This is a genomic window from Massilia sp. KIM (assembly GCF_002007115.1).
Lineage (GTDB): Bacteria > Pseudomonadota > Gammaproteobacteria > Burkholderiales > Burkholderiaceae_D > Telluria.
In genome coordinates this window covers 3,245,313-3,268,027 of record NZ_MVAD01000001.1, presented here as the reverse complement: position 1 = coordinate 3,268,027, position 22,715 = coordinate 3,245,313, and the positions used below count along the sequence as shown (strand labels likewise).

Sequence of the window (22,715 nt, the reverse complement as noted above, 5' to 3'; positions counted from 1 at the left end):
CTAATATTGAACGTTGCCTGAGTATCAGCAACAAACAGCTGCCCCTTATCTACCCCGACCCCGTTGATCAGGACCACTGCACAATGAAACTCTCCGATCTGAAGATCGCCACCCGTCTCTACCTGGGCTTTGGCGCCCTGGTCGCCGTCACCTCCCTGGTGATCGGCGTCTCCTACAACAGTTTCGCCCGACTCGACGCGGCGAATGCCCTGAACGTCCACACCTATGAAGTCTTGGGCGAAGTCGCCAGCGCACAGTCCGCGCTGGTCGACATCGAGACCGGCCAGCGCGGCTTCGCGCTGACCGGCAACGACGCCTCGCTCGAGCCCTACCGCGCCGGCACCGAGCAGTTCGGCAAGCACCTGGAGCGCGCGCTCCAGCTCACCGCCGACAACCCGGCCCAGCAGGAGCGGCTCAAGCGCCTGGGCGAGCTGGAGCGCCAGTGGCTCGCGCAGGCCATCGACCCGATCATCGCCCTGCGCCGCGGCGCGGTCGAGGGCGACATCGGCGCGGTGGTGGCGGCCGAGCAGGCCGGCAAGGGCAAGAGCGGCATGGACGCGATGCGCGCCGTGGTCGCCGAAGTTACCGCCGCCGAGCGTGGCCTGCTGGCCCAGCGCCAGCAGGAAGCGGCGGCCCTGCAGACCACCATGGGCCGCATCCTGATCGGCGGCGGCCTGGTGTCGGCGCTGATGGCCCTCGTCATGGCCGTGCAACTGGCGCGCAACATCGGCTCGCCCCTGCGCCGCGCCGTGGGCCTGGCCCAGCGCGTCGCCAATGGCGACCTGAGCGCGAACGTGCAGGTGCGCAGCAAGGACGAAGCGGGCGAACTGATGGCCGCGCTGAAGCACATGAACGAATCCCTGGTGTCCATCGTCTCGCAGGTGCGGGCCGGCACCGCCGCCATCGAGACGGCGTCGCAGGAGATCTCGGCGGGCAACCAGGACTTGTCCTCGCGCACCGAGCAGCAGGCCAGCTCGCTGGAGGAGACCGCGTCCTCGATGGAAGAACTGACCTCGACCGTGAAGCAGAACGCCGACAACGCGCGCCAGGCCAACCAGCTCGCCGCCAATGCGGCCGAAACGGCGACGCGGGGCGGCGCCGTGGTCTCGGAGGTGGTGACCACCATGGGCTCGATCAACGAGTCGGCGCGCCGCATCGCCGACATCATCAGCGTCATCGACGGCATCGCCTTCCAGACCAATATCCTGGCGCTGAACGCCGCCGTGGAGGCGGCGCGCGCGGGCGAACAGGGCCGCGGCTTCGCGGTGGTGGCGGGCGAGGTGCGCAACCTGGCCCAGCGTTCGGCCAACGCGGCCAAGGAGATCAAGGACCTGATCGGCGACTCGGTCGCGCGCGTGGAAGCCGGCTCCCGCCTGGTGGACCAGGCCGGACGCACCATGGACGAGGTGGTGGAGAGCGTGCGTCGGGTGTCCGACATCATCAGCGAGATTTCCGCCGCCAGCGACGAGCAGCGCGCGGGCATCGAGCAGGTCAACGGCGCGATCACCCAGATGGACCAGGTGACCCAGCAGAACGCTGCCCTGGTGGAGCAGGCCGCGGCGGCGGCCGAGGCGATGCGCGAGCAGGCGGCCGGCCTGGCCCAGCTGGTGGGGACCTTCCACCTGGCCCAGCAGCCGGACACCCCGGCACTGGGCGCGGCGCGCAAGCCGGCCCTGCCGAACAAGTCCGCGCGCAGCCTGGCGCAGGTGTGACACGGGCCGGCTCAGCGGGAGTCGGCTCAGCAGGGGCCGGCTCCAGCTGAGCCGGCTTCCCAAAACGAAAAACCGCGGCAAGCCGCGGTTTTTTTCATATCTGGCGCGGGACGATCAGTCCTGCCACTCCTGCATCGCCTTGATCGCCGCTTCGCCATTGCGGATCGCCTTGACCCGGCGCACCACTTCGTTGCGCAGTGCCTCGTCCGCATCCTCGTCCTGCGTGTCGATGTCCTGCAGCAGGATCCGAAGCAGTTCATGCTTTTCCGACACGCTCAGTGTCTGGATCTTTTCGGCGATCTCGGCAACGACGTTCGACATTGATGCTTCCTCCACGGATGAGTTACTCGATCATAGCTTGAGAATTATAGGTTGTCGACAGGAACCATATTGTCCGTTGGTTTTCTGTCAATGAGTTTGTTGTCGGGGTCGATGCCGGCGCGCCCCGGGCGCACGTCCACCACCAGGGTGACGCTCTGCGCGGCCCCCGTCACCAGCCGGCGTTCGCGCACCAGCGGGTTGCCGTTGCGGTCGTCGACGCCGAATTCTAAGTAGTCGCGCAGCGCCGCCGGCTGCTCGTCGCCCAGCTCGCCAGCGCGCACCTTGCCGGCCTGGGCGCGGATGCTCACCTCGTACTTGCCGTCCGGGCGCTGGCGCGCGGTGGCGCTTTCGGCACGGTTCTCGTAGAGCACGATGTGGTCGAACAGGTCGTCGATCAGGTAGGCCTTGTCCGGCGGCGTCACCGCGCGCAGGCCCTCGACCAGCTCGGTCGCGGTCGGGTAGGGCGCGGCGCGGTAGCCATGGCTGGCCAGCAACTGGCGCAGCACGCCGTTGACCACGTCCTCGCCCAGCAGGTCCTGCAGCAGGTAGAGGGCAAGGCTGCCCTTGCGGTAATGGACGTAGCCCTGGTTCTCGTTGTGCGCCAGCGGCAGCTCCTTGCGGCGCTCGGTGGCGCGGCCCATCAGGTAGGCGTCCAGGTTGTAGCGCAGGAAGCGCCGCATCTTGTGCGCGCCCATGGTGCGTTTCATGACCATCAGCGCGGTGTACTCGGACAGGCTCTCCGACAGCACGGTGGCGCCGCGGGTGTCGGCCGCCACCAGCTGGTGGCCCCACCACTGGTGCGCGGTCTCGTGGGCGCTCACGTAGAACGGGTAGTCGATGTCCTTGGGCGAGTTGGCGTCTACGCGGGCGATGAAGCCGGCGCTTTCCGAGAACGGGATGGTGCCGGGGAAGGCCTGGGCATAGCTGGCGTAGCGCGGGAATTCGACGATGCGCAGCTCGCGGAACTGGTAGGGGCTGAAGCGGCTCGTGCCGTATTCGAGGCCGGCCTGGGCCCCGCGGATCATGCGCTCCACGTTGTATTCGTGGCCCGGATGGTAGAACACGTCGATGGTGACGTCGCGCCAGCGGTCGTGCCGCACCTCGTAGCGCGCCGACTGGAAGGCGAGCATGTTCAGGATCGGCTTGTCCATCCGGTAGTGGAAGTAGCGGCGTCCCTTGTCCACCCATTCCTGTTCCAGGGTGCCGGGCGCGATCGCGATCTGGTCCGGGCTGGTGGAGACCACGGCGTCGAAACTGATCCAGTCGGCGTCCGTCGCCACCACGTTGTTGGCGCGCGCCTTCTCGTCCTCGCGCGCCGCCATCCGTTCGCGCGGGGCCAGGCCGTGGCGCGAACGCTCGCGGTCGTCCTCCAGCTCCACCGACTTCTGGTAGCCGACGCGCGGCAGCGCCGCGTTGGTGAAGAAGCTGCCGTTGGCCACCACCGGTGTCTCGCTCATCACGCCGAGCAGGCCGCCCGGCGCGTAATCGACCTGGAATTCGAGCGCCACGCGCCCGCCGGCAGGCAGCGGCGTGGCCAGGCGGTAGTGGTAGAAACCGAGTTCGGCGTCGGCGCGCGCGAGCTGGGCCGGCTGCGAGAACTTCGCGGCCAGGCGCGCGCCGCGCTGCTGGTAGAGGATCACGTCGGCGATCGGGCCGGCGCTGCGGTTCTCGAGCTGGTAGAAGCCGCGCACGGCGAGGGCGCGGCGTTCCGGATGGATCGCGAGCTTGAGGTTGACGTCGGCGATGCGTGGCTGCGGCAGCGCGGCGTAGCGGTGGTAGCGCTGCTCGTAGCGGGCGCGCGCGCTCTCGCGCTGCCAGGGTGTCTGCCAGCCGCCGGCCGCCATCTCGTAGCACAGCAGCAGGCCCATGCCGGCGAACACGGCGAAGCCGGCGCCGAAGCCGGACAGCACCGGCAGCGTCAGGTTGCGGCGCGCCAGGCGCAGGCGCTCGCGCCAGCGCTCGTCGACGCCGCGCGGCCACAGCACGCGCGCCGCCACCAGCAGCATCAGGGCCGCGCCCGCCCAGTACAGCTGGAACAGGTGCTCGCGCAGGGCGGTGTGGCCGAAGCCGTTCATGGCCGAGTAGATGTAGTCGGGCCCGTAGCCGTACACCAGCAGCGGATGATCGAGCCCGAGGCCGGCCAGGGTGGCCGCGACCAGATAGAAGCCGATCAGGAAGAAGTAGGCCAGGTATTTCTGGTTCACGATCACCTGCACCGCGATCGCCAGCACGGCCGCCAGGGCGAACTGCGGCAGCAGCAGGGTGAACAGCACGCGCAGGTAGAGCCCGGGCTCGAGGCCGAAATAGCCCTTGAACAGCTGGATCAGCATGCCGACCACCATCGCGCCCAGCAGCATCAGGGCCTGCAGGCCGACCAGGGCCAGGGTCTTGGCCGCCAGCGGCAGCCAGGTCGGCACGGGCAGCGCATCCAGCATCTGGGCCACGCCGAGGTCGCGGTCGCGCCAGACCAGTTCGCCGGCGTAGAAGATGGTCACGATCAGCATGAAGAGATCGAGCACTTCGCGGATCATGTCCAGCACCTGGTAGGTGACCGGATAGGTCGGGGTGCCGTAGATCGAGCCCAGGTCGATGGCGCCCACCACCAGGGCCAGCACGCCGGCCACGGCCAGCGCGGCGAAATAGACGTTCTTGACCGATTCGCGCAGGTTGGTCCAGGTGGTCGTCAGCAGCAGCACGGCCAGGCTGCGGCCGGCGAAGTCGGGCGCTTCGCGCAGCTCGCCCAGCGGACGTACGAGGCCGGCGTCGGCGGGCGCGGGTTCGGCCTGGCCGGGGCCGCGGCCGCGCGTGTCCTGGTCGCCGATCAGGTGGAAGCGCCAGTAGCCGAGCAGCAGGACCACGGCGGCGAAGGCCGCCCACAGCAGTCGGTTGACCAGGTAGACGCCTTCCAGGCCGATGCCGCGGGTGTTGCGCTCGGCGATCGGCCAGTACTCGGTCATGCGGATCAGGGCCGTGGTGCCGAAGGGGTCGATCAGCGCCGCCAGGGTCTTGTAGTCGAGGTCGCGCGCCAACGAGGGCGCGATGATGTAGCCGATCATCATGACCACGCCGGCGATGTAGACCGGCAGCATGCGCCGCGTGAGCGCCGCCAGCACGAAGAAGATCGCGCCGAAGATGAAGATGTTGGGCAGCAGGGTGAACAGGTAGGGCTGGAGCCAGGACGAGAGCGTGGTCGGTCCCAGGCGGTCGGGCGCGATGCCCGGGATGAAGCTGCCCAGCCAGGTGCCGATCAGGATGCTGGAGAAGATCACCGCCAGCACCAGGGAGGCGCCGAGGAAGCGCCCGAACACATAGTCGGCCTTGCGGATCGGGGCGCTGAAGAAGAAGTGGTGCATCTGGTACTCGAAGTCCTGCTGCACCGAGCGGCCCATCACGGCCGCCGTCACCACCACGCCGAAGCAGCCGAGGAAGGCGCTGGTGAGGGCGATCTGGCGCGGGGCGTTGATCAGGACCCGGCCGCCGAAGGAGACCACGGCGTCGCGGAACACGCCGCCGGCGGCGGCCATCCAGAGCATGGCCAGGGCCACGAACATGAGGAAGTAGACCCAGGTCGACAGCAGCCGCAGGCGCTGCCCGGCCTCGAAACGGGCGATGGCCAGCATGGGCCCCATACCGCGAGCGCCCACCTCAGCAGTTCCCCGCCGCCGGGTTGTAGCGGCCGGCGATGGTCGCGAAATAGACGTCTTCCAGGCTGGCGCGGGCCGGCTCGAAGCCGTCGCCCGGGTCGTCCTCGGAATACACATGGATCAGGGTGCGGCCGCTCAGCAGGCGGGTCGAGATCACCGCATAGCGCTTCTGGAACTCGGGCAGTTCCTGCTTGGTGACCACGCGCGCCCAGATGTAGTCCTCGATCCCGTAGATCAGGTCCTGGGGCTCGCCGCACAGCAGCACCTGGCCCTTGTTGATGATGGCCATGTTGGCGCACAGGTCGGCCACGTCGGACACGATGTGGGTCGAGAGCAGCACGGTGCGGTCGGCGCCGATGTCCGAGAGCAGATTGTGGAAGCGCACCCGCTCCTGCGGGTCGAGGCCGGCGGTGGGCTCGTCGACGATGATCAGGCGCGGGTCGCCCAGCAGGGCCTGGGCGATACCGAAGCGCTGGCGCATGCCGCCCGAAAAGCTGCCGAGGCGCTGGTTGCGCACTTCCCAGAGGTTGGTCTGCTGGAGCAGGCCGTCGACGACTTCACGCCGCCGCTGGCGCTCCGACACGCCCTTGAGCTGGGCGAAATGGTCGAGCAGTTCGTAAGCGGTCACTTTCGGGTAAACGCCGAAATCCTGCGGCAGATAGCCGAGCATGCGGCGCACCTCGTCCTTCTCGTCGAGGACGTCGATGTCGTCCAGAAAGACCGATCCCGAATCGCATTCCTGCAGGGTGGCCAGGATACGCATCAGGGTGGACTTGCCCGCGCCGTTGGGGCCGAGCAGGCCGAACATTCCCGCCGGGATGTTCAGCGTGACACGGTCCAGCGCCACCACGCCGTTGGCGTAGGTCTTGGACAAGTTGCGGATGCGTAATTCCATCAAAAACTCCTGAAACGGGGGACTTGCACTGTATGTACGTATTGCAAGACTTTTTCGATGCTTGCATTGTATAAAATTGTCACCGCACACGTAGTATTAGTGCGACGCACGGACGAAAGCGGGGCCCAGGATGCATAAATCGGTGATGGGCGGAATAACGGATTTCCCTGCGTAAACTTTTTCTCTATTAGGCTTGAAATGTGGATAATGGACGCATGAACAACGCCATCCAAGAACGGCTGCGGCACCTGATGCAGGAAGGGCGCACGCGGGTCGAAGCGACCGACTGGTTCCGGGTCGCGCTGGGCCTGTACTACCTGGCGGGGCTGATGACCCAGGAGGCGATCGATTTCAAGAAGGTCGATCGCGAGTACAACCGCTTCATCTACCACACCCTGGGCAAGGGGCACACGATCACCAGCGTGCTGCAGTACATGAGCGGCGAGAAGGTGATGCCGGTGGTGGAATCGGGGCGCTTCATGGAGGCCTTCCGGCGCTTTTGCGGCGAGATCCCGGCGGACACGATTCCCTTCCTGCTGGAGCTCAACCTGGGCGTGGCGAAGAATATCTCCGGCCTGGAGGCGGCGGGGCCGCTGGCCGACTGGATCGCGCGCCAGAAGGCGGCGCTGGAGCAAGGCGGCGGCCAGGGGCAGGCGCAAGGAATATAATGGCGTTTTCAGGCGAATTACCGGGTATTCCTATGTCAGCACAGCGTGCAGTTTCCCAATTCTTCAGTCCTCTGGATCACCTCATCGTCGGCTTCGACAAGGCCTTGCGCGTGGTCGGCGGCGTGGCTTCGATGTCGCGCCCGAACCCGGGCGCGCATGCGGTCGATTGCGAGCTGAGCGACGAGGAACGCCGCCACAGCGCGGGCCTGATGCGGGTGAACCACGTCGGCGAGGTCTGCGCCCAGGCGCTGTACGACTCGCAGGCGCGCTTCGCCCAGACGCCCGCGATGCGGGCCGCCTTCGAGCAGGCCGGGCGCGAGGAAGAGGACCACCTGGCCTGGACCGCCCAGCGCCTGTCGGAACTGGGCTCGCAGCCGAGCGTGCTCAATCCGCTGTGGTATGCGGGGGCCTATGCCCTGGGCACGGTGGCCGCCAAGCTGGGCGACCAGCACAGCCTGGGCTTCGTGGTCGAGACCGAGCGCCAGGTCGAGGCGCATCTGAACAGCCACCTGACGGCCCTGCCGCCGCAGGACGCCAAGTCGCGTGCGATCGTCGAGCAGATGCGGGTGGACGAGGTGCAGCACGGGGCGTCGGCCCAGGCCCTGGGGGCGGCCGAGACGCCGCTGCCGGTGCGCATGGCGATGCGCGCGATGGCCAAGGTGATGACCACGACGGCGTATTACGTCTGAGGACGGCGACGGCGTATTACGTCTGAGGACGACGGCGTATCAGGTCTGATTTATCCAGCGGAGGTCGTTCGCGGCCGCGCGCAGATGTACGTGCGCCGAACAGGTCGCACAATCCAATCTACCGACACCCTCAAGCGACGTCATCCCGGCGCAGGCCGGGATCCAAGTTCCTACGCGCGCCACTCAGGCAGACAGTACCGGTGGGCGAGCAAACTTGGATCCCGGCCTTCGCCGGGATGACGTTGTTTTATGGTGCGGTTGCTTGAAGGCGCGGGCTTCGGCGTTCGGGCTTCGGCGTTCGGGCTTCGGCGTTCGGGCTTCGGCGTTCGGGTTTCGACGTCGGGCTTCGACGCCGAGGCTTGCGCAGCCGGACTTCGACAAACCGGGCTTCGACGAATCAGACTTCGACGATCTCGAAGCTGTGCGTGATCTCGGCCGTCTTGGCCAGCATGATCGAGGCCGAGCAGTACTTGTCGTGCGACAGGTTGATTGCGCGCTCCACGGTCGCTTCCTTCAGGTTGCGGCCCGTGACCACGAAGTGGAAGTTAATCTTGGTGAACACCTTCGGATCCGTCTCCGCGCGTTCCGCCTGCAGGGTCACGTCGCAACCACGCACGTCCTCGCGGCTGCGCTTGAGGATCAGCACCACGTCATAGGCGGTGCAGCCGCCGGTGCCCAGCAACACCATCTCCATCGGCCGCGGGGCCAGGTTGTGGCCGCCGCCCTCGGGGGCGCCGTCCATCGTCACCAGGTGGCCGCTGCCGGTCTCGGCGCGGAAACTCATGCCCGACGGGCCGTTCCAGCTGACTTTCACTTCCATCTTCGTTTCTCCGCTCAGGGTATCTTGCTCAGCCTATTGTAAGGCAGCCGCACGAATCGCGCCGGAGCCCCCCCGGCGGCGCCCACGCTCACACCCGAGCCCCCCCGGCGGCGGCCACGCTCACACCGACAGCACGTAGCGCTCGCTCTTCATGCGCCAGCTCGCGAAGGCCACGATCAGCAGCGCCGGCACCAGCGAGCACAGGAAGGTCAGCAGATAGGGCAGGGCGCCGATGTCGCCGCCCTTGGACAACTCCTTGGCCAGGGTCTGGTTGGACAGCATCGGCACCAGGTACATCCACTGCGCGGTCTTGAGGTCGAGGAAGGACACCACCATGCCGGGCACCAGCGGCACGATCAGCACGATGCTGAGGATGGTCTGGGCTTCCTTGAAGGTCTTGGAATTCATCGCCAGCGCCACGTACATCGCGCCGGCCAGCAGCGACAGCGGCAGCGCGATCAGGCACATCGCGATCACCGTGCCCCAGCCCATGCTCCAGGACATGCCGATCTCCTCCAGCCGCAGCCACTTGAAGATCACGTGGCCGAGCAGCAGCGAGACCGTGACCCCGACCACTCCCAGCACGCTGGCGGCGAGCCACTTGCCGCCCACCAGTTCCCAGGTATGGGCCGGCTGGGCCATCAGCACCTCGAAGGAACGGCGCTCGCGCTCGCCCGCGGTGCTGTCGACCGCGGCCGACATGGTCAGCATGAAGGCCGGGAAGAACAGGACGCCGATCATGCCGCCGATCAGGGCCGCCGAGCGCGAGGCATTGGTGCCGGTGTCGTAGCGCTGCACCTGGATCGGCGTCAGCGCCGCCGGCGACACGCCGTGGGCAAGCAGGCGCGCGCTGGCGATGTTGTTGCCATAGGCTTCCAGCACCTCCTCGACCTCGCGCCGCTGGGCGTTCTGCTCGGCCGCCGAGTCGAACCAGATCTCGACCCGGGCCGGGCGCATCGCCCCGTAGTTCTCGACGAAGTCCTCGGACAGGCGCAGCACGGCCACGGTCTTGCGCCCGCGCAGCAGCTCGCCGATCGCCTCCTCGTCCATCGGCGCCGTCTCGCGCGCCGTGATGTTCTTCTCGGCCAGCTGGGCCATCAGGGTCGGGGCGCGCGCGCCGCCGATCACGGCCAGCTCGATGCTCTCGCGTTCGTCGACGGTATTCTTGCTGATCACCTGGTTGAGCGTGATCCCGATCAGGAAGGGATAGACCAGGGTCATCAGGGCCAGGGTGGCCAGGGTGCGCTTCTCGCGCAGGGTCTCGCGCAGCTCCTTGCGAAAGACGATCAGGAGTTTCGAGTTCATGCGATTCCTTCCTCGGTGCCGACCAGGCTGACGAAGGCGTCCTCGAGGTTGGCGATGCCGGTGCGCCGGCACAGTTCGTCGGGCGAGCCCTGGGCCACGGTGTACCCCTTGGCGATCACGATCACGTCCTCGCACAGGTGGATCACTTCCTGCATCACGTGGGTGGCCATGATCACGCAGCAGCCGTCGGCGCGCAGCGCGGCCAGCGCGGTGCGCAGGGCGCGCGTGCTCATCACGTCCAGGCCGCGGCTCGGTTCGTCGAGCAGCAGGTGGCGCGGGCGGTGCAGCAGGGTGCGCGCCAGCGCCACCTTGATGCGCTGGCCCTGCGAGAAGCCCTTGGTGCGGCGCTCCAGGATGTCTTCCATGCCGAGCAGCTCGGACACTTCGTCGATGCGCCGGGCCAGCACGGGGCGCGGCATGCCGTTCAACTCGCCGAAGTAGTTCAGGTATTCGCGCGTGCTGAGGCGCTCGTAGAGGCCGAACTGGTCGGTCAAAAAGCCGATGTCGCGCCGCACCGCCATCGGGTCGACGGCGGGGTCGACGCCGCCGACCGAGATCCTGCCGTGGTCGCGCTTGAGCAGGCCGACCAGGGTGCGCAACAGGGTGGTCTTGCCGGCGCCGTTGGGGCCGAGCAGGGCGGTGATCTGGCCGTCGTGCGCGGTAAAGCTGACGCCGCCCAGGGCCTTGACCGCGCCGAAGGACTTGCGTACGTCGTGGACTTCAATCATGGTGGATCGCCATTCAGGGTTGCGGCCCGGCGCTGCCGAGCTGGAAGGTCGGGGCCGGAATCGCGTTCAGGCAGGAGGTGTCGAGCTTGTCCTGCGGCCGGTCGAGGAACTCGCGCAGCAGGCGCGGCGCGCAGCCGAGTTGGGACACGCCGTGGCCGGCGTTGGCCACCACCGCCTGCTGGGCGTGCGCCATGTGGCGGGCGGCGCTGGCGGCGCGGTGCGGCGGCGTGACCGGGTCGAGCGCGCCCGACAGCAGCAGGGCGGGGGCCTCGATGCGGGTCGGCGCCACATACGGGACGGCCGGCACGTTCATGGCCTTGCACATGGCCGGGAGCTGCTCGGCCAGCGGCTTGGTGAGCTGGCCGGCGTCCTGTTTCATGAGTTCCGGCGTGAAGCGCGGCATGTCCTCGGCGCAGACCACGGCCAGGTGCAGCAGGATCGCCATATTGCCTTCCTGGCCGAAGTCGCTCGCCAGGTTATGGCGCGCCAGGAAGGGCGCCCAGCGGCCCTGGCTGGCGCTGTGGATCAGGAAGGGCAGGCGGCGCGCGTCGGCCGGCGCGTACAGGATGTTGTGCACGGTGCCCAGGAAGCGTCCGGAGGTGAGGTCGACGCTGACCTGGGCGGCGGTGCGCGGGTCGGGCAGGTTCAGGCGCAGCGGGCCGGCGGCCAGCTTGGCGGCGAGCGCGTCGAAGTCGGCGCGCAGGGTCGGGAAGGCCTTGTTGCAGGCGGCGTCCCTGGCGCACTGGGCGAACAGGGCCTCGAGCGCGGCCTGGCCGTCGCGGGCGCCGGCCGGGATCACCTGCTCGGGCGCGGCCACGCCGTCCAGCACCAGGCTGCGCACGCTGGCCGGGAAGGCGCGCGCATAGGCCTGGGCCAGGCGGGTGCCGTAGGAGCCGCCCCAGACGTTGACCTGGCCGTAGCCGAGGGCGCGCCGCACCTGTTCGAGGTCGCGCGCGGCGTTGGCGGTGGTGTAGGCGGCGTAGTCGGCCTTGGTGGCGGCGATGCAGGCGCGCAGTTCGGCTTCAAGCTCGTCGTCGCTCATGCGCTCGTGTTCGGGTTTGCTCTTGCAATCGAGCTTGCCCGAGCGGCCGGTGCCGCGCTGGTCGATGAACACGATGTCGCGCGTGGCGCGGGCGCGCTTGAAGGCGGTCGAGAGGATGGGCAGGACGTCGCTGCCCGCCTGGCCGGGGCCACCGGCCAGCACGAACAGCGGATCGACGCGCGTGCCTTCGCGGAATGCAGGGGCGACCGTGACGTGCAGCTTGATGCTGCCGGCGGCCGGCCTGGCGTAATCGAGCTTCACCGCCAGGCTGACGCAGCGCAGGGTCTCGGTGGCGCCGGGCAGGTGGCAGTTGCGCGCCGCCGGCGTCGTGGCCCCCGGCTTGGCCGCGCCGGGCGCCGCGGCGTAGACGGCGCCCGCCGCCAGCAGCAGGGGCAGGGCGGCGCATAGTCCGCGCATGCGGAATACGGATCGGATGTTCAACAAGGGTCTCCTCCAGGTTGCCATTATCCTAAGTTGCTGGACTTTCCCGGGTCAATCGATAGTTTCATCGCTGCATGAAACTATGAGTGTGGGGTAGCTCTGGAGAAATAATCTTGCGCTAGCGCGAGGGCAGGCAGGAAAAAGCGACATGGCTCCGAGCGCGGATTGACGACAGGGCGTGTGTTGAGCTATCATCGTTGGCTTTCCGTTTGCTCAGGAAAAGTCAATAAGGGCGAGTCCGCTGAAACACGGGGCGGAACCACCATCGAATTTGAGCAATTTCTCTATTAGGAAGTCAACATGAAAACTTTTTCCGCTAAGGGCCATGAAGTCCAGCGCGACTGGTTTGTGATTGACGCGACGGACTTGGTCCTCGGACGTGTTGCCAGCGAAGTGGCACTCCGACTGCGCGGCAAACACAAGCCGGAATTCACTCCGCACGTCGACACCGGTGACTTTATCGTCGTGATCAACGCAGGCAAGCTGCGCGTGACCGGCACCAAGGCAACCGCCAAGACCTACTACCGTCACTCGGGCTACCCGGGCGGTATCTACGAAACCAACTTCCTGAAAATGCAACAGCGCTTCCCGGGCCGTGCCCTGGAAAAGGCTGTCAAAGGCATGCTGCCGAAGGGCCCGCTGGGCTACGCCATGATCAAGAAGCTGAAAGTGTACGCGGAAGGCACCCACCCGCACGCTGCGCAGCAACCCAAAGCACTGACTCTCTAAGGAACTGACATGATCGGTAACTACAACTACGGCACTGGCCGTCGCAAGAGTGCAGTCGCTCGCGTGTTCATCAAGGCTGGCACCGGCCAGATCATCGTGAACGGCAAGCCGGCTGCGGAATACTTCTCGCGCGAAACCGGCCTGATGGTCATCCGTCAGCCGCTGGAACTGACCGGCAACGTCGAGCGTTTCGACATCAAGGTCAACGTGCACGGTGGTGGCGAGTCGGGCCAGGCAGGCGCCGTCCGTCACGGCATCACCCGCGCCCTGATCGACTACGACGCAGGCCTCAAGGGCGACCTGGCACGTGCCGGTTTCGTCACCCGTGACGCCCGTGAAGTCGAGCGTAAGAAAGTTGGTCTGCGCAAAGCACGTCGCGCAAAGCAGTTCTCGAAGCGTTAATCGATTCGTCGATTTGGCAGCGCCCCCGGGCGCTGCGGCAGAAGCCGTCCTCCGCAAGGTGGGCGGCTTTTTGTTTTGGGCTTGCCGGTTCGTGTTTGCGTCTTTCGGTGCGTCTCAGCGTCCGTCGGTCCGTCTTCGCGTCCGCCTGTCCGTCTCTGTGCCGCCGGTCTGTGCTTGCGTCTCCAGTCCGCAGACACGCATCCTTCTGCCCGCAGCTTCAGCACGTCATCCCGGCGCAGGCCGGGATCCAAGTTTCCTCGCGTACCACTGGAGTACGCTGTATCGGCATGCGAACAAACTTGGATTCCGGCTTCTGCCCGCAGCTTCAGCACGTCATCCCGGCGTAGGCCGGGATCCAAGTTTTCTCGCGTACCACTGGAGTACGCTGTATCGGCGTGCGAACAAACTTGGATTCCGGCCTTCGCCGGAATGACGTTCTATGGTAGCAGGCCAGAAGGACGTTCCAGGGAAGCGGACCGGAATTACCCTCTGGAATAGGGACTGGAGGGGGAGCGAATGCCGCCCCCTCCCGCCCCCATTTTCCAAGACTGTTAAAATTGCAGCCTCGTCCTGCACAGGGCCTTATTACCATTACCGAAGGAAAGAACATGATCAAAGTTGGCATCGTTGGCGGAACCGGATATACGGGCGTGGAATTGCTGCGGCTGTTGGCCGTCCACCCGAACGTCCAGCTGACCGCGATCACCTCGCGCAAGGAAGACGGCCTGCCGGTGGCGGACATGTTCCCCTCGCTGCGCGGCGTGGTCGACCTGGCCTTCTCGAGCCCGGACAAGGCCGACCTGACCCAGTGCGACGTGGTGTTCTTCGCCACCCCGCACGGCGTCGCCATGGCCCAGGCCCCGGCGCTGCTGGCCGCCGGCGTCAAGGTGATCGACCTGGCCGCGGACTTCCGCCTGAAGGACCGCGCCACCTTCGAGAAGTGGTACAAGATCGAGCACACCGCGCCGGAACTGCTCGAGGAAGCCGTCTATGGCCTGCCGGAACTGAACCGCGACGACATCAAGAAGGCGCGCCTGATCGCCAACCCGGGCTGCTATCCGACCACCATGCAGCTGGGTTTCTATCCGCTGCTCAAGGCCGGCATCATCGACGCCTCCAACCTGATCGCCGACTCGAAGTCGGGCGTGTCGGGCGCCGGCCGCAAGGCCGAGATCGGCACCCTGTTCTCGGAAGCGAGCGACAACTTCAAGGCCTATGGCGTGCATGGCCACCGTCACACTCCGGAAACCTCGGCCCAGCTGCAGCGCTATACGGACCAGCAGGTCGGCCTGATCTTCACGCCCCACCTGGTGCCGATGATCCGCGGCATGTACTCGACCCTGTACGCGCGCCTGACCAAGGACATCGACAACGCCGCCCTGCAGGCCCTGTTCGAGAACGAATACAAGGACAGCGAGTTCGTCGACGTGATGCCCTTCGGCTCGCATCCGGAAACCCGCTCGACCCGCGGCTCGAACATGCTGCGCATCGCGCTGCATCGTCCGGAGCCGGGCAACACCGTGGTCATCCTGGTGGTGCAGGACAACCTGGTCAAGGGCGCCTCCGGCCAGGCCGTGCAGTGCATGAACCTGATGTTCGGCCTGGACGAGGCAACCGGCCTCAAGCACGTGGCGCTGCTGCCCTGATCCGCTGACGCCTCGGCGAACCCGGCGCCTGGACGGCCTGCTCCGTCCAGGCGCTTGTCTTTTCGCGCCCGCGAACGGCGTTGCGCAACCGCAACTCCCCTGAGCCGACCTAGATCAAGGCGCACCCTGTTGAGCACGGTAAATTGACCGATGCAAGCTTAACTTTTCTACAGGGGTGGCTCTATGTTCGGTCGACAAGCGAAAAGCGAGATTGACAGCCTGGTCGGCATCTCGGCCCGGATCGAGGGCGACCTGTGCTTCACGGGCGGGCTGCGGATCGACGGCGAGGTGCATGGGAACGTGGTGGCCGCGGATGGCGCGGACAGCATGCTGATCGTGTCCGAGCACGCCCGCATCGAAGGCGAGGTGCGTTGCGCCAGCCTGGTGGTCAACGGCTACATCGCCGGCTCGGTGTATTCCTCGGAACTGCTTGAATTACAGCCGAAAGGCCGCATACATGGAGATGTACACTACCGGCTGCTTGAAATGCATGGCGGGGCATTGGTAACTGGGAAACTTACCCACGAACCAGCCGGCGAGCCGGTGTTCCATCTGGCCGACGCCGCCGAAGGGTCGGCAGCATGACTTGCGCCAACGGTCTATAATGGGCGCAGTTGAATTTATCCAGGAGTTTATCCATGACCGCAGTCGCCGAAGTGCAAGAGCACGACACGATCCCTACGCCGATCAACTTCACTGAGAGCGCCGCACAGAAAGTGGCACAGCTGATCGAGGAAGAGGGCAACCCCGACCTGAAGCTGCGCGTCTTCGTGCAAGGCGGCGGATGCTCGGGTTTCCAGTACGGTTTCACCTTTGACGAAATCGTCAACGATGACGACACCACGATGGAAAAGAACGGTGTCCAGCTGCTGATCGACTCGATGAGCTACCAGTACCTGGTCGGCGCCGAGATCGACTACAAGGACGACCTCGAAGGCGCCCAGTTCGTCATCAAGAACCCGAACGCGACCTCGACCTGCGGTTGCGGCTCCTCGTTCTCGGCCTAAGTTCCCCAGGCCCCGGCGGCCACGCCGGAAGCTCGAACGGCCCGCGCAAGCGGGCCGTTTCCTTTTGTGCGCTTCAGCGTGGCGGGCAGACGCCCGGACTTGCGTCCGGACTGCCCTCGTTCACGCCGGATAGAGGGCGCCCAGGATGCGCGGACCGCGCGCCCCGGTGACCGCCGGCAGGTTGCCTGCTGCGCGCTCGGCGAAACGCCAGCCCAGCCAGGCGAAGGCGAGGGCCTCCACGCGGTTGGGCGCCACGCCCAGCGCCGCGGTCGATTCCACCTTCACGCCACCCAGCGCCGCGCCGATCTCGCGCAGCAGGGTCGCGTTGTAGGCGCCGCCGCCGCAGACGTAGACGGCGTCCGGCGCCACCCCCTCATCCTGCTCGTCCTGGATCGCGCGCGCGATCGTGAGCGCCGTCAGGCGCGTCAGCGTGGCCTGCACGTCCTGCGGCGCCACCCCGGCGAAGCGTGCCAGCTTGGAATCCAGCCATTGCTCATGGAACAGGTCGCGGCCCGTGCTCTTGGGCGCCGGCTGGCGGAAATAGGGCTCGTCCAGCAGGGCGGCGAGCAAGGCCTCGTCCACCTTGCCGGTGGCCGCCCAGGCGCCGTCCTCGTCATAGGCCTTGCCCAGGTGGCGGGCTATCCACAAGTCCATCAAGACATTGCCCGGTCCGGTATCGAAGCCGGTCACGCGGCCGTCGCCGTGCAGGACGCTGATGTTGCCGATGCCGCCGATGTTGACCACCACGCGTGCGCTGCCCGGCTTGCCGAAAGCGGCTTCGTGGAAGGCCGGCACCAGGGGCGCGCCCTGGCCGCCGGCGGCGATGTCGCGGCTGCGGAAGTCGGCGATCACGTCGATGCCGGTGAGTTCGGCCAGCAGGGCGGGGTTGTTGGTCTGGCGGGTGAAGCCGAGTTCGGGGCGGTGGCGGATGGTCTGGCCGTGGACGGCGACCGCGGCCACCGCGCCGGGTGCGGAGGGGAGCAGGGCGCGCACGCAGTCGGCGTAGGCCAGGGCCAGTCCGTTGGCGGCCAGGGCTTCGCGCTCGAGTTCGTTGGGCGAGGCGGCCTGCAGGGCCATCAGTTCGGCGCGCAGTTCCGGCGGGAAAGGAGTGAAGGCGGCGGCGAGGGTGCGGATGGCGCCGCCGGCGAAGTCGGCGAGGACGCCGTCGACACCGTCGAGGCTGGTGCCGGACATGAGGCCGATGTAGAGGGTGGACATTGTCTCGTTGCTTGTTCTGGTGGGAGCGGGCGTGGTGGTTGCGGAGAAACTTGGATCCCGGCGGCCCTGCCGGGATCCAAGTGCGATCTTAACGCGACATCACCCCCGCAGGGTAGCCCAAAAGCAAAAACGCCCTCCGTGCACAGCATCGGAGGGCGTTTCGGAGAGCGTCGGCGCTCAGCGCGCCATCATCGTATTGCCGCCGCTCGGTGCGAGCAGCGAGAAGCGATGGTTCATTTCGGCAGCGGCCATGCGGAAGCGGGCCAGTTCCGCCTGGTTCAGCGGTTGCTGGGCCAGCGACTTGAATTTCTCCGGGTTCTGGGCCTGGCCCGCGACGCGGAATTCATAGTGCAGGTGCGGGCCGGTGGACCAGCCGGTCGAGCCGACATAGCCGATCACCTGGCCCTGGCTGACTTTGCTGCCCTTGCGCACGCCCGGCGCGAAACGGCTCATGTGGGCGTAGGCGGTGCTGTAGCTCGACCAGTGCTTGACGACCACCTGGTTGCCGTAGCCGCCGCTGTTGCCGGCGAAATCGATGACGCCGTCGGCCACTGCGCGGATCGGGGTGCCGCTCGCGGCCGCGTAGTCGACGCCCTTGTGCGCCTTCCACTTGCCCGAGATCGGGTGCACGCGCATCGAGAAGCCCGAGGAAATACGCGAGAACTCGAGCGGCGACTTCAGGAAGGCCTTCTTGAGCGCCTTGCCGTCCAGGGTGTAGTAGCCGCCCTGCTTGGTGACCGGGTCTTCGTACCAGACCGACTGGTAGCGCACGCCGCGGTTGATGAACTCACCCGCCAGGATGCGGCCGGTCTTGACCAGTTCGCCATCGAGCCAGAAGGTTTCGTACACCACGCTGAAACGGTCGCCACGCTTGAGGTCGCCACGGAAGTCGATGTTGGTCGAGAACATCTCGATGATCTGGTTGACCACCGAATCCGGCAGGCTGCCGCCGTCGACGTTGGAGTCAGTGGCGGAGTACAGCGAGGAGGTGATTTCGCGCGAACGCATTTCCACGCGGCGCTCGAGCTTGGCCGGCATATCGGCCGCGACGAACTTCTCGCCCTGGCGCGTCACGGTGATGGTGCGCGCGTCGCCGCCCTTGCCGTCGGTAATGGTGGCGCGCAGCGAGAGCAGCAGGCCGTTCTCGTCGGTCTCGGCCTGGATGCGCTTGCCGGTCTTGAGGGACAGGAGGCGCTTGGCGAGCTTGTCGGAGCGGACGAATTTCTGGGCGTCGGCGTCGTTCACGCCAAGACGGTTGAACAGGGAGCCGAGCGAGTCGCCGGGGCGCACGCGCTCTTCGTGGATGAATTGCTGCTCGTCTTGCTGGAGCGCGACGATCTGGTCTGCGAGATTCGGCAGTTCGAGATCCTGGGCGACTTGCTTGACGGGGAGGTCCGACGCGTCCGGTGCGATAGGAGCCACGCCAACAGCGCCGAATGCGCACATGCTGAGGAAGACGGCGCCGGCGCTGACGATGCGCGCCTTGCGGGTCTTCGGCACTAGCTGGAGCAGGCGGTTGCCAGTGAATTTATGTATAGGGTTCATGCAATCAGTTAAAATTTGCGGCTGAACTTCCAAAGGACCACGTTTCTTATCGTTTTGCAAAGTTATCTTGCAGCAACAGAAACTGGATCGAGCATCATACCACAAGTTATGGTCCTACAACCGTTTTAGAGCTTTTCCTACAAGAATGACAACTTCCCCCACCACGTCCGGAAACGGCGCCCCTTCCTCACCGCTGCCGCTGACCGACAAGGTGCTCGAGGCATTGGCCATTACCAAGCGCGGCGTCGACGAACTGCTGATCGAGAGCGAGTTCGCGCAGAAGCTGGCGCGCGCCGAACAGAGCGGCAAGCCGCTGCGCATCAAGCTCGGCCTGGACCCGACCGCCCCCGACCTGCACCTCGGCCACACCGTGGTGCTGAACAAGCTGCGCCAGCTCCAGGACCTGGGCCACCAGGTGATTTTCCTGATCGGCGACTTCACCTCGATGATCGGCGACCCCTCGGGCCGCAACGCCACCCGCCCGCCGCTGACCCGCGAGCAGGTCGAGGCGAATGCCATGACTTACTTCCGCCAGGCATCGCTGGTGCTGGACGCGGCGCGCACCGAGATCCGCTACAACTCCGAATGGTGCGACCCGCTGGGCGCGCGCGGCATGATCCAGCTCGCCTCGCGCTACACCGTGGCCCGCATGATGGAGCGCGACGACTTCACCAAGCGCTACAAGAGTGGGACCCCGATTGCCGTGCATGAGTTCCTTTACCCTTTGATGCAGGGCTATGATTCGGTCGCTTTGCAGGCTGACCTGGAGTTGGGTGGCACCGACCAGAAATTCAACCTGCTGGTTGGCCGCGAGTTACAGAAAGATTATGGGCAAGAGCCGCAGTGCATTTTGACCATGCCGCTGCTGGAAGGCCTGGATGGCGTCGAGAAGATGTCGAAGTCCAAGAATAATTACATCGGCATCACCGAGCCGGCCAACACCATGTTCGGCAAGCTGATGAGCATCTCGGACGAGATGATGTGGAAGTATTACGACCTGCTGTCCTTCCGCTCGATCGAGGATATCACGAAACTCAAGGCCGAGATCGCGGCCGGCGCCAACCCGCGCGACGCAAAAGTGGCCCTGGGCAAGGAAATCGTCACCCGCTTCCATTCGGCCCAGGCCGCCGAGGATGCGCTGGCCGACTTCGTCAACCGCTCCCGCGGCGGGATTCCGGACGAGGTGCCGGAAGTCGCCCTGTCCGGCGCGCCGGTGGGCCTGGCCCAGTTGCTCAAGCAGGCCGGCCTGTGCGCTTCGACTTCGGAAGCGATGCGCATGGTCGACCAGGGCGGGGTGCGCGTCGATGGCGCCGTGGTCAGCGACAAGGGTCTGCAGATGCAGGCCGGCAGCTTCGTGCTGCAGGTCGGCAAGCGCAAGTTCGCCCGCGTGACCCTGTCGGCATGATCGGCCTGCTGCAACGCGTGAGCGAGGCCGCGGTGCGCGTCGACGGCCAGACCGTCGGCGCCATCGGCCCCGGCCTGATGGTGCTGGTGTGCGCCGAGAAGGGCGACACCGAGCGCGAGGCCGAGGCCCTGCTGGCCAAACTGCTGACTTACCGCGTGTTCCCGGACGAGGCGGGCAAGATGAACCGCAGCCTGGTCGACGTCGGCGGCGGCCTGCTGCTGGTGCCGCAGTTCACGCTGGCGGCCGACACCCGGTCCGGCACGCGCCCCTCGTTCTCGCCGGCCGCCGCGCCGGAAGACGGGCGCCGCCTGTTCGAGCATGTCGTGCGCCAGGCGCGCGCGTCTCATGGCATTGTCGAGACCGGCCAATTCGGCGCCGACATGAAAGTCTCCCTGATCAACGACGGTCCTGTCACTATCTGGCTAAGGATTGATCCAGTCGGGACTTCGCGCTGAAACAAGCGGCGCCGGGCGCGGTCAATAGCATCAGGGCCTGGGAGGACGTATGAAGATCTGGAGCGATTCCTTTACCGATGGGGGGGAGATCCCGCCCCAATGCGCGTTCGCGGTCATCGACGCCGATACGCACGTCAAGCTGTCCAGCAACCGTAATCCGCACCTCGCCTGGGACGAGGTGCCGGCCGGCACCGAGTCGCTGGTGCTGATCTGCCACGACCCCGACGTCCCCTCCGAGGGCACGGATGTCAACAAGGAGGGACGCACGGTGGCGGCCTCGCTGCCGCGCGTGGATTTCTTTCACTGGACCCTGGTCGACATCCCCGTCTGCCTGAAGTCGCTGGCGGAAGGCATGTTCTCGGACATGGTCACGCCGCACGGCAAGCCGGGGCCCCTGGTGCCCTTCACGATCAAGAACGGCACCGAGCACCAGTTGCGTCATGGGGTGAACGATTACACCGGCTGGTTCGCGAGCGACCCCGACATGGCGGGCGAGTTCTACGGCTACGACGGGCCGTGCCCACCCTGGAACGACGAACGCGTGCATACTTATATCTTCACGCTGTACGCGCTCGACATTCCGCGCCTGCCGCTGGACGGGCGTTTCAGCGGTCCGGAGGCGCGGCTGGCGATCCAGGGGCATATCCTCGACGAAGCGCGCATCTTCGGCACGTATTCGCTGAATCCCGAAGTCGTATCCGACGAGCTCAAGTAAACTAGGCAGTATCCATTCACCCATCGACGGCCCCGAGGTTCGGGCGCTGGAACCTCATGCCGACTGCGACGACGGCGCCTGCGGGCGCGACCACGATTTTATTGATACGCCACGGCGAGACCGCATGGAATGCCGAACGGCGCCTCCAGGGGCATCTGGACATTCCCCTGAACGGGGAGGGCGAGCGCCAGGCGGCCGCGCTGGCGGCGGCCCTGCTGGGCGAACGCATCGACGCCATCGTGTCCAGCGACCTCGGGCGGGCGAAGCAGACGGCGCAGGCGATCGCCGGGGTGCGCGGGCAGGAGGTCGAGGTCGATCCGCTGCTGCGCGAGCGCTGCTACGGCGGCTTCGAAGGTTTGTTGTACAGCGAGATCGCGGCACGCTATCCACGCGAGTTCGCGGCTTGGCAGGCGCGCAACGTGGACGCTGAGTTGCCTCCTGGCAAAAATTTAGGAGAGACTTTCCGCGCGTTCTACGAGCGCGCGGTGGGGGCGATCGCGCGTCATGCGGCTGGGCATCCGGGCAAGACGCTGGCCCTGGTGGCCCATGGTGGGGTGCTGGAGTGTGCATACCGGGCTGCGCTCGGCTTGCCGCTGGAAACGCCGCGCGATTTCAAGGTGCATAACGCGAGCGTCAACCGGTTTGCCGTGCTGGACGGCAGGCTGGCCTTGCTGAGCTGGGGCGAGGTCGAGCATCTGCGGCAAGCGGTGCTGGACGATCTTCCCTGAACGCGCGGATGGGAGACGGCGACCACTCTTCAGTCGCGAGCTTGGGCGAACAAGGCCGAAGCCAAACTAGCCCTCGTCCACCCACCGTCTATCAACGTCATCCCGACGAGGCCGAAGCCGGATTAGCCGTCGTCCACCCACCGTCTATCAACGTCATCCCGACGAGGCCGAAGCCGGATGAGCCGTCTTTTACCCACCGTCTATCAACGTCATCCCGACGAGGCCGAAGCCGGATGAGCCATCGTCCACCGACTGTCTATCAACGTCATCCCGACGAGGCCGAAGCCGGATCAGCCATCGTCCGCCCACCGCCTATCAACGTCATCCCGACGAGGCCGAAGCCGGATCAGCCATCGTCCGCCCACCGCCTATCAACGTCATCCCGACGAGGCCGAAGCCGGATTAGCCATCGTCCGCCCACCGCCTATCAACGTCATCCCGGCGAAGGCCGGGATCCAAGTTTGCCTGCGTTGTGTTAGCGCCACCTGTTACCGTTACCCCACAGCGCCATCTGAACTCCCTTTCCGGCACCTTGCCAATATCGCACGCGCAACAATCTCTACAAATTTGCTGATAAATTGAGCAGCGCTTGGGGTAAAA

The 22,715-nt window shown here is 66.3% G+C and carries 21 protein-coding genes; 12 read left to right on the top strand and 9 right to left on the bottom strand.

Going from position 1 to position 22,715, the window contains the following annotated elements:
• The first annotated feature begins 83 nt into the window (after positions 1 to 83).
• Complete coding sequence (locus tag B0920_RS14305) at positions 84 to 1,712, top strand: methyl-accepting chemotaxis protein (protein ID WP_078033149.1); 1,629 nt, start codon at positions 84 to 86, stop codon at positions 1,710 to 1,712.
• A 114-nt stretch (positions 1,713 to 1,826) separates the two neighbouring features.
• Here B0920_RS14305 and B0920_RS14300 read toward each other — a convergent pair whose 3' ends face one another.
• Genes B0920_RS14300 through B0920_RS14290 form a run of 3 tightly spaced genes read right to left on the bottom strand, consistent with a single transcriptional unit; the run spans position 1,827 to position 6,572 of the window.
• Complete coding sequence (locus tag B0920_RS14300; protein ID WP_078033148.1) at positions 1,827 to 2,033, bottom strand: addiction module protein; 207 nt, start codon at positions 2,031 to 2,033, stop codon at positions 1,827 to 1,829.
• A 44-nt stretch (positions 2,034 to 2,077) separates the two neighbouring features.
• A complete protein-coding gene (locus B0920_RS14295) occupies positions 2,078 to 5,653 on the bottom strand; it encodes a M1 family aminopeptidase (protein WP_179119160.1) in 3,576 nt (1,191 codons plus the stop codon).
• A 25-nt stretch (positions 5,654 to 5,678) separates the two neighbouring features.
• Positions 5,679 to 6,572 carry an ABC transporter ATP-binding protein gene (locus tag B0920_RS14290; RefSeq protein ID WP_078033142.1) on the bottom strand — a complete coding sequence of 298 codons (894 nt, stop codon included), beginning with the start codon at positions 6,570 to 6,572 and terminating at the stop codon, positions 5,679 to 5,681.
• 215 nt (positions 6,573 to 6,787) lie between these two features.
• Between B0920_RS14290 and B0920_RS14285 the strand changes: the two genes are divergently transcribed.
• On the top strand, positions 6,788 to 7,240 hold the full coding sequence (locus tag B0920_RS14285; protein ID WP_078033141.1) for a hypothetical protein: 453 nt from the start codon (positions 6,788 to 6,790) through the stop codon (positions 7,238 to 7,240).
• A gap of 32 nt (positions 7,241 to 7,272) precedes the next feature.
• On the top strand, positions 7,273 to 7,929 hold the full coding sequence (coq7, locus tag B0920_RS14280) for a 2-polyprenyl-3-methyl-6-methoxy-1,4-benzoquinone monooxygenase (protein ID WP_078033140.1): 657 nt from the start codon (positions 7,273 to 7,275) through the stop codon (positions 7,927 to 7,929).
• 397 nt (positions 7,930 to 8,326) lie between these two features.
• On the opposite strand, the gene B0920_RS14270 is transcribed toward coq7, so the two are convergent.
• The 4 genes from B0920_RS14270 to B0920_RS14255 form a co-directional block, all read right to left on the bottom strand.
• Complete coding sequence (locus B0920_RS14270) at positions 8,327 to 8,749, bottom strand: OsmC family protein (RefSeq protein ID WP_078033138.1); 423 nt, start codon at positions 8,747 to 8,749, stop codon at positions 8,327 to 8,329.
• Positions 8,750 to 8,869: 120 nt separating this feature from the next.
• A complete protein-coding gene (locus tag B0920_RS14265) occupies positions 8,870 to 10,054 on the bottom strand; it encodes an ABC transporter permease (protein WP_078033137.1) in 1,185 nt (394 codons plus the stop codon).
• Positions 10,051 to 10,782: an ATP-binding cassette domain-containing protein gene (locus B0920_RS14260; protein WP_078033136.1), complete on the bottom strand. Its 732-nt coding sequence runs from the start codon at positions 10,780 to 10,782 to the stop codon at positions 10,051 to 10,053. Before B0920_RS14260 ends, B0920_RS14265 begins: the two co-directional genes overlap by 4 nt.
• A 13-nt stretch (positions 10,783 to 10,795) precedes the next feature.
• On the bottom strand, positions 10,796 to 12,265 hold the full coding sequence (locus B0920_RS14255) for an alpha/beta fold hydrolase (RefSeq protein ID WP_229455502.1): 1,470 nt from the start codon (positions 12,263 to 12,265) through the stop codon (positions 10,796 to 10,798).
• A 300-nt stretch (positions 12,266 to 12,565) separates the two neighbouring features.
• Here B0920_RS14255 and rplM point away from each other — a divergent pair, with 300 nt between their 5' ends.
• The 5 genes from rplM to erpA all read left to right on the top strand — a co-directional run bounded on the left by rplM (position 12,566) and on the right by erpA (position 16,049).
• Positions 12,566 to 12,994 (top strand): 50S ribosomal protein L13, encoded by a 429-nt coding sequence (gene rplM, locus B0920_RS14250; protein WP_078033134.1) that lies wholly within the window; start codon positions 12,566 to 12,568, stop codon positions 12,992 to 12,994.
• A 9-nt stretch (positions 12,995 to 13,003) separates the two neighbouring features.
• Positions 13,004 to 13,396: a 30S ribosomal protein S9 gene (gene rpsI / locus B0920_RS14245; protein WP_028102305.1), complete on the top strand. Its 393-nt coding sequence runs from the start codon at positions 13,004 to 13,006 to the stop codon at positions 13,394 to 13,396.
• A gap of 608 nt (positions 13,397 to 14,004) precedes the next feature.
• Positions 14,005 to 15,042 carry an N-acetyl-gamma-glutamyl-phosphate reductase gene (gene argC / locus B0920_RS14240; protein ID WP_078033133.1) on the top strand — a complete coding sequence of 346 codons (1,038 nt, stop codon included), beginning with the start codon at positions 14,005 to 14,007 and terminating at the stop codon, positions 15,040 to 15,042.
• A 183-nt stretch (positions 15,043 to 15,225) separates the two neighbouring features.
• Positions 15,226 to 15,627: a polymer-forming cytoskeletal protein gene (locus B0920_RS14235; RefSeq protein WP_078033132.1), complete on the top strand. Its 402-nt coding sequence runs from the start codon at positions 15,226 to 15,228 to the stop codon at positions 15,625 to 15,627.
• A gap of 53 nt (positions 15,628 to 15,680) precedes the next feature.
• Positions 15,681 to 16,049, top strand: a complete 369-nt coding sequence (erpA, locus tag B0920_RS14230) for an iron-sulfur cluster insertion protein ErpA (RefSeq protein WP_078033131.1) — start codon at positions 15,681 to 15,683, stop codon at positions 16,047 to 16,049.
• A 120-nt stretch (positions 16,050 to 16,169) separates the two neighbouring features.
• Here the strand turns inward: erpA and B0920_RS14225 are convergent, their stop codons facing one another.
• Entirely contained in the window at positions 16,170 to 17,267 is a 1,098-nt protein-coding gene (locus tag B0920_RS14225; protein ID WP_078033130.1) for an anhydro-N-acetylmuramic acid kinase, read from the bottom strand.
• Between the two features lie 177 nt (positions 17,268 to 17,444).
• The gene (locus B0920_RS14220; RefSeq protein WP_078033129.1) at positions 17,445 to 18,812 is read right to left on the bottom strand and encodes a peptidoglycan DD-metalloendopeptidase family protein; all 1,368 of its coding nucleotides are present in this window, start codon (positions 18,810 to 18,812) and stop codon (positions 17,445 to 17,447) included.
• A 145-nt stretch (positions 18,813 to 18,957) separates the two neighbouring features.
• Here B0920_RS14220 and tyrS point away from each other — a divergent pair, with 145 nt between their 5' ends.
• The 4 genes from tyrS to B0920_RS14200 are packed head-to-tail and all read left to right on the top strand — an operon-like array spanning position 18,958 to position 22,115.
• On the top strand, positions 18,958 to 20,217 hold the full coding sequence (tyrS, locus tag B0920_RS14215) for a tyrosine--tRNA ligase (RefSeq protein ID WP_078033128.1): 1,260 nt from the start codon (positions 18,958 to 18,960) through the stop codon (positions 20,215 to 20,217).
• Positions 20,214 to 20,672: a D-aminoacyl-tRNA deacylase gene (gene dtd / locus B0920_RS14210; RefSeq protein ID WP_078033127.1), complete on the top strand. Its 459-nt coding sequence runs from the start codon at positions 20,214 to 20,216 to the stop codon at positions 20,670 to 20,672. Before tyrS ends, dtd begins: the two co-directional genes overlap by 4 nt.
• 49 nt (positions 20,673 to 20,721) lie before the next feature.
• A complete protein-coding gene (locus tag B0920_RS14205) occupies positions 20,722 to 21,387 on the top strand; it encodes a YbhB/YbcL family Raf kinase inhibitor-like protein (RefSeq protein WP_078033126.1) in 666 nt (221 codons plus the stop codon).
• 56 nt (positions 21,388 to 21,443) lie between these two features.
• On the top strand, positions 21,444 to 22,115 hold the full coding sequence (locus tag B0920_RS14200; RefSeq protein ID WP_078033125.1) for a histidine phosphatase family protein: 672 nt from the start codon (positions 21,444 to 21,446) through the stop codon (positions 22,113 to 22,115).
• Positions 22,116 to 22,715 lie beyond the last annotated feature (600 nt).

What these genes read in the sequence shown, in the direction of transcription:
- rplM (WP_078033134.1), top strand. Translation starts at nt 12,566, where the DNA reads ATGAAAACTTTTTCCGCTAAGGGCCATGAAGTCCAGCGCGACTGGTTT.
- B0920_RS14305 (WP_078033149.1), top strand. Translation starts at nt 84, where the DNA reads ATGAAACTCTCCGATCTGAAGATCGCCACCCGTCTCTACCTGGGCTTT.
- B0920_RS14265 (WP_078033137.1), bottom strand. Translation starts at nt 10,054, where the DNA reads ATGAACTCGAAACTCCTGATCGTCTTTCGCAAGGAGCTGCGCGAGACC.
- B0920_RS14270 (WP_078033138.1), bottom strand. Translation starts at nt 8,749, where the DNA reads ATGGAAGTGAAAGTCAGCTGGAACGGCCCGTCGGGCATGAGTTTCCGC.
- B0920_RS14225 (WP_078033130.1), bottom strand. Translation starts at nt 17,267, where the DNA reads ATGTCCACCCTCTACATCGGCCTCATGTCCGGCACCAGCCTCGACGGT.
- B0920_RS14300 (WP_078033148.1), bottom strand. Translation starts at nt 2,033, where the DNA reads ATGTCGAACGTCGTTGCCGAGATCGCCGAAAAGATCCAGACACTGAGC.
- tyrS (WP_078033128.1), top strand. Translation starts at nt 18,958, where the DNA reads ATGACAACTTCCCCCACCACGTCCGGAAACGGCGCCCCTTCCTCACCG.
- rpsI (WP_028102305.1), top strand. Translation starts at nt 13,004, where the DNA reads ATGATCGGTAACTACAACTACGGCACTGGCCGTCGCAAGAGTGCAGTC.
- B0920_RS14260 (WP_078033136.1), bottom strand. Translation starts at nt 10,782, where the DNA reads ATGATTGAAGTCCACGACGTACGCAAGTCCTTCGGCGCGGTCAAGGCC.
- B0920_RS14205 (WP_078033126.1), top strand. Translation starts at nt 20,722, where the DNA reads ATGAAGATCTGGAGCGATTCCTTTACCGATGGGGGGGAGATCCCGCCC.
- B0920_RS14235 (WP_078033132.1), top strand. Translation starts at nt 15,226, where the DNA reads ATGTTCGGTCGACAAGCGAAAAGCGAGATTGACAGCCTGGTCGGCATC.
- argC (WP_078033133.1), top strand. Translation starts at nt 14,005, where the DNA reads ATGATCAAAGTTGGCATCGTTGGCGGAACCGGATATACGGGCGTGGAA.
- B0920_RS14285 (WP_078033141.1), top strand. Translation starts at nt 6,788, where the DNA reads ATGAACAACGCCATCCAAGAACGGCTGCGGCACCTGATGCAGGAAGGG.
- dtd (WP_078033127.1), top strand. Translation starts at nt 20,214, where the DNA reads ATGATCGGCCTGCTGCAACGCGTGAGCGAGGCCGCGGTGCGCGTCGAC.
- coq7 (WP_078033140.1), top strand. Translation starts at nt 7,273, where the DNA reads ATGTCAGCACAGCGTGCAGTTTCCCAATTCTTCAGTCCTCTGGATCAC.
- B0920_RS14295 (WP_179119160.1), bottom strand. Translation starts at nt 5,653, where the DNA reads ATGCTGGCCATCGCCCGTTTCGAGGCCGGGCAGCGCCTGCGGCTGCTG.
- B0920_RS14290 (WP_078033142.1), bottom strand. Translation starts at nt 6,572, where the DNA reads ATGGAATTACGCATCCGCAACTTGTCCAAGACCTACGCCAACGGCGTG.
- B0920_RS14200 (WP_078033125.1), top strand. Translation starts at nt 21,444, where the DNA reads ATGCCGACTGCGACGACGGCGCCTGCGGGCGCGACCACGATTTTATTG.
- B0920_RS14220 (WP_078033129.1), bottom strand. Translation starts at nt 18,812, where the DNA reads ATGAACCCTATACATAAATTCACTGGCAACCGCCTGCTCCAGCTAGTG.
- erpA (WP_078033131.1), top strand. Translation starts at nt 15,681, where the DNA reads ATGACCGCAGTCGCCGAAGTGCAAGAGCACGACACGATCCCTACGCCG.